Origin of the sequence: Vibrio genomosp. F10 str. 9ZD137 (assembly GCF_049974785.1) — a bacterium.
Lineage (GTDB): Bacteria > Pseudomonadota > Gammaproteobacteria > Enterobacterales > Vibrionaceae > Vibrio.
The window spans coordinates 1-4,495 of record NZ_JBNGCJ010000542.1 but is presented as its reverse complement, the minus strand read 5'-3'; the positions used below and the strand labels follow the sequence as shown (position 1 = coordinate 4,495).

At 45.0% G+C, this 4,495-nt stretch carries 6 protein-coding genes; 1 reads left to right on the top strand and 5 read right to left on the bottom strand.

All coding sequences use genetic code 11. The features are described from left to right. The 5 genes from ACP45E_RS13200 to ACP45E_RS13180 form a co-directional block, all read right to left on the bottom strand. Positions 1-412: iron chelate uptake ABC transporter family permease subunit (locus ACP45E_RS13200; RefSeq protein WP_141707333.1), on the bottom strand; the 412-nt coding region annotated here is incomplete at its 3' end. A 13-nt stretch (positions 413-425) separates the two neighbouring features. Then, the gene (locus tag ACP45E_RS13195; RefSeq protein WP_017036521.1) at positions 426-1,301 is read right to left on the bottom strand and encodes a heme/hemin ABC transporter substrate-binding protein; all 876 of its coding nucleotides are present in this window, start codon (positions 1,299-1,301) and stop codon (positions 426-428) included. Between the two features lie 2 nt (positions 1,302-1,303). Continuing rightward, positions 1,304-1,729, bottom strand: coding sequence for an ExbD/TolR family protein (locus tag ACP45E_RS13190; RefSeq protein WP_017036522.1), 426 nt, complete (start codon positions 1,727-1,729; stop codon positions 1,304-1,306). After that, positions 1,726-2,514 carry a MotA/TolQ/ExbB proton channel family protein gene (locus ACP45E_RS13185; protein ID WP_017037524.1) on the bottom strand — a complete coding sequence of 263 codons (789 nt, stop codon included), beginning with the start codon at positions 2,512-2,514 and terminating at the stop codon, positions 1,726-1,728. Before ACP45E_RS13185 ends, ACP45E_RS13190 begins: the two co-directional genes overlap by 4 nt. Positions 2,515-2,516: 2 nt before the next feature. Further along, positions 2,517-3,389 (bottom strand): energy transducer TonB, encoded by an 873-nt coding sequence (locus ACP45E_RS13180; protein WP_017037525.1) that lies wholly within the window; start codon positions 3,387-3,389, stop codon positions 2,517-2,519. A 148-nt stretch (positions 3,390-3,537) separates the two neighbouring features. On the opposite strand from ACP45E_RS13180, the gene hutW reads away from it, so the two are divergent. Beyond that, on the top strand, positions 3,538-4,495 hold a 958-nt coding region (hutW, locus tag ACP45E_RS13175; RefSeq protein ID WP_069585090.1), incomplete at its 3' end, for a heme anaerobic degradation radical SAM methyltransferase ChuW/HutW.

Sequence of the window (4,495 nt, the reverse complement as noted above, 5' to 3'; positions counted from 1 at the left end):
CCGGAACCGTACCAAAGAGTAAGAGTTGCGGATGACTTTGAGCAAGCGAACCAAACAGGACGATTGCCAGCGCTGCACCTAACGAAGCACCAGCACTCACCCCGATAATTCCAGGATCAGCAAGCGGGTTGCGAAACAAACCTTGCATTACGGTCCCGCATAGCGCCAAAATCGCGCCAACTGCAATGGCTAATAGAGTGCGGGGAAGACGAATTTGCTGAATCACCAAAGTAATGTGCGTTGGTATTTCCACGTTACGTAATGACGCTGGAATCAAGGCATGCAGACTATCGAGCAGTGAGATATTCATTGGCCCTATCGCAACAGAGCTGATCACGGCGAAGTAAAGTGCGACCAACCCAATAATAAATAGAGTGGTGGTTGGAGCGCGAGAAAAGCTGGAAACAGACATGATGAATTACTTATTAATTAAGTGTAATGGATTGATTGAGTGTAAAGTGCTGATTGAGCTTCTTAGCCAGCTCAATGCTTTGCAGGCCAAATCCACCAATCAAAGCGCTACTTGGAACAGAGATGATTTGTTGGTTTTTTCCTGCTGGAGTCGCGGCCAATAACGGAAGCTTTTTAATGATGTTGTCTTGCCCGCCAAAGCTCTCGATGGTTCGTTCACTGACTAGGATGTAATCTGGCTGTAGGGCGATGATCGCTTCATATGAGAGCGGCTTGTAAGACTCGATCATGTCTGAGGCTGGGTTCTTAGCGCCAGACAGTGAAATAATGGTATCAACAGGGGTGTTGGTACCAGCCGCGGTTGCAGGACGATCTTTACTCAGCATTAAGAAAATCACATTAGGTGGTGTGCTTAAGGAGCCTTGTGATAAAAACTCAATATCGCTAAGCACCGAACGCTTGAGCTGTTCTGCTTGTTGCTGCTTACCGGTTATTTCTGCAATGGTATCAATACGCTGATTAAGCGCTGATAATGAATTTTCTGATGACAACGTCAATACCTCTACATTGCTTGCTGTGATGAGCTTTAATGTGGTTTCTGGCCCCATTTCAGGCGAGCCAATGAGGTGAGTAGGGTTGAGCGCCATAAGGCCTTCCGCTGACAGCTGTCGGTGATAGCCAACCTGAGCAATACCGGTTCCTTGAAGATAACTTTTACTGGTGGAATCTGCGGCAACTAAGTAATCCTCAGCGTTGAGTGCGAAAAATAGCTCTGTGATATTGGCCCCTGCGCTGACGATACGTTCTTGTGCGTGAGCAGAAAAAGAAACACTAAGCTGGAAAACACTAAGCAGTAATACGGTATTAAATGTGGTGAACAATTGAGTCATGGTTATTTCTCTTCATCCATAATGATGCTGGTGGCGTTCATGTCATTTTTTTGCATGAAAGCCAGGAGTTGAAGCATTTTTTCGACGGGCACGTTTTTATCAGAGCCAATCACAAGTGAGCGTTTTGGGTACTGATTCGACACATCGATTAACGCTTGCGTGAAGGTATCCCAATCTTGAAATGTTTGTTTTTCAATGGCCCAGTTAGGCGCGTCGAGCATAAGATTAATTGCGATGACGTCGGAATCCACATCGGTGAGTACGGTTTGCTCGTTAGTCGTGGGGATGTCGACATCCATGGTTTTAATGTCAATATTTGCAGTCAATAACAAGAACACCATGACGATAAAAATAATATCAAGCAGCGGAGTTAGGTCGGGCTTTAGATCTTCAGCACCGATGTTTGAATGCATCTTGCTAGTGATCATGCGGCTTGCTTTCCGTTCTTTTCAGGTGCTTGTTCGGTACATGATGCGGGTGCTGACCGATCTTCTGATGCCGAATCTGATGATAAGCATGATGAGACAGAAGATTGCTGCGTTGATCCTGCGCCACATTCTTTTTGCATGCCCTTCTTATCTACTTCGAAATACACCCCTTCTAAAAGCAGATTACAGTGGTTTAGGCCATGTTCAATTTTGTTGAGTGTGTTGTCTGCCCATAAGTGAAAAAGCTGCGCTGCGATGATGGCAGGTAACGCAATCAATAAACCCGCAGCTGTTGTCGACATGGCAAGTCCTAATCCTTTGGCAAGCAAAGAGGGTTCAATAGAGCCTTGAAAATCACCAAGGGTTTTAAACATCTCAATGAGGCCTAAGACGGTGCCAAGTAGCCCAACTAAAGGCGCAATAACACCAATGATAGACAGTACTTTCAGCCCTGAGGTATAGGAGTGGCGTTTTTTCTGTAGCCAGATAGAAACCGCTTCTTCTCGAAGTGATTTAGTAAAATAGCGGTGCCCAAGTAGCATGCCTGCCCCTTGTTCAAGGGTGTGTTTCTTTGCGGTGAGTGTTTGTGAAAAGGCATCTACTTTTTGTGCATCGTTCATATCAAGCTGACGCAGTGAGCACAGTAACGATTTACTATGGGTCCGTGTATTCAGTAATAAGAATACGCTTCGTTCCAGTAAGATCATGACGACAATCATAGACATAATGGTCAGTGGCCATGTCATCATGCCAAGCTGAGAGTGAATAGAGTTAAGAATATGCATAATCAATGTAATTTGAAGTTAATAGGAATTTGAACTCGATGAGCGATGGCTTGCCCGTCATTTTTGTGGTGACGAAATTGCCACTCTGATATCCCTTTGAGTGCCGCACTGTCGAGTATTTGATGACCGGATGAACTCACGATCGTCAATTTTGTTTGATCGCCTTCTGGGTCAAGCCACACTTCAACCAATACCACTCCTTGAATGTTACGGCGCTTGGCACTGCGTGGGTAATCAATGGCTGACGGCCTGGTTTCAAACGTTGGCTTTTTCACCAACTTAGGCGCTGCGGGTGCGGTGTTATTGGCCGCTGTCACAGGTTCAATGGTTCTTTCTGACTTTTCATTCACTGCTCGATTTTCGTTAATTACTCGCTTTTTTTCCGTCACTGAAACGGGTTCTGCTTGTTCCTGTTTTTCCTTTTCGGTCACCACTTGTTTGGTCACCCTATGTGTCGGTGAAGCGATGACAGGCTCAGGTTCGGTCGCTGTTTTTACTTTTTCTACTGTTGCTTTTTTAACTGGAATGGCTTTTTTAACCGAACTCGGTTTTTCAACAGTAATAGGTTTTTCAATCGCCTGCTTTGGCTCTTTTTGTGCGGGTAGATCCGTCTTCTTCACCACCGTGGTTACTTTGGGTTTTTCTGGTTTTGGATTAAGTTCAGTTGGCGGTTTTTTTTCAGCAGTAGACATCGTAGCGCCCTTGACCACTTGCGAAGGAGCAGCAACAAATTGAATACTGACGGCTTGGCCCAACGGGGTCTCCATTGGTGACGTTATGGTTGAAACACTTAAAGGTTTATAGCTGGCTGAAAATGCAACACTATGAATTGTCAGTGAAAGTCCAGCAAAGATGGCGTACCGTTTGAGGTCCATTTTTGCTCCTTGAGATGAGTTTGATCGTTGAGAGGCTTTTATTATCCATCAAACGCGAATGAGATCAATTATTATTTGCATTTCTTTTTGATAAGTATATCATCCAGTAAAATTCGCTCTACCTAAGCAAATCAAAGAACCAAAGATTATGTTTTTAATTGATACATCTGATCCAGATTTAGTGGGTCGCTCGACCCCAGATCCCCTTCGGTACGCGTTTAGCCGAAAAAAAGGGGCACATGCTGGTGGGCGTATGGACGTCATTGAACCCAATCAGGTTCAGAGTCGACTCCAAAATGCTCTGGAGCTATCTAATACTCAAACTCATCCCCGAACAACGAACGGGCGATGTTTATATATTCATATCCCTTTTTGCCGAGTGCGTTGTACCTACTGTAATTTTTTCCAATACGCCTCTTCAAAGCAGTTAATGAATCGTTATTTTGAGGCGCTTGTTAAAGAGATACAGTGGAAATCCTCATTTAGTTGGTCTCAATCGGCACCATTCCAAGCGGTGTATGTTGGAGGCGGCACGCCAACTGATCTGTCGTCCCAACAACTAAAAGAACTTGGCCAGTTACTGCGTTCTTCGTTTCCGTTAACCCGTGATTGTGAAATAACCCTGGAAGGACGAGTGAATCGCTTCAACGATGAAAAATTCGAAGCGGCATTGGAAGGCGGATTCAACCGATTCTCTTTTGGTGTTCAGAGTTTTGACAATACGGTTCGTCTGGCAGCTAAACGTCTTGATAAGCGAGACTATGTGATGGAACGATTGCAATCCATGGTGAGTTATAACGCTGCACCGATTGTGATTGATTTGCTCTACGGCTTGCCGCATCAAACGTTAGACAATTGGCGACAGGATCTTGAAAGCTATCTGGAATCGGGCGTTGATGGCGTTGATTTGTATCAGCTGATCGAGATGAAAGGCTTGCCAATGGAACAGATGGTTAATCAAGGGCGTTTGCCTATGCCTGCTGACACGGCAATGAAAGCCTCTATGTTTCAAATGGGTGTCGAATTTATGGCTAAGCACCATCAAAGGAGGCTGAGTGTTAATCACTGGGCTTCGGGTAATCGTGAAGCTCGGAAGAGCGGTTCAG

What these genes read in the sequence shown, in the direction of transcription:
- ACP45E_RS13185 (WP_017037524.1), bottom strand. Translation starts at nt 2,514, where the DNA reads ATGCATATTCTTAACTCTATTCACTCTCAGCTTGGCATGATGACATGG.
- ACP45E_RS13190 (WP_017036522.1), bottom strand. Translation starts at nt 1,729, where the DNA reads ATGATCACTAGCAAGATGCATTCAAACATCGGTGCTGAAGATCTAAAG.
- ACP45E_RS13195 (WP_017036521.1), bottom strand. Translation starts at nt 1,301, where the DNA reads ATGACTCAATTGTTCACCACATTTAATACCGTATTACTGCTTAGTGTT.
- ACP45E_RS13180 (WP_017037525.1), bottom strand. Translation starts at nt 3,389, where the DNA reads ATGGACCTCAAACGGTACGCCATCTTTGCTGGACTTTCACTGACAATT.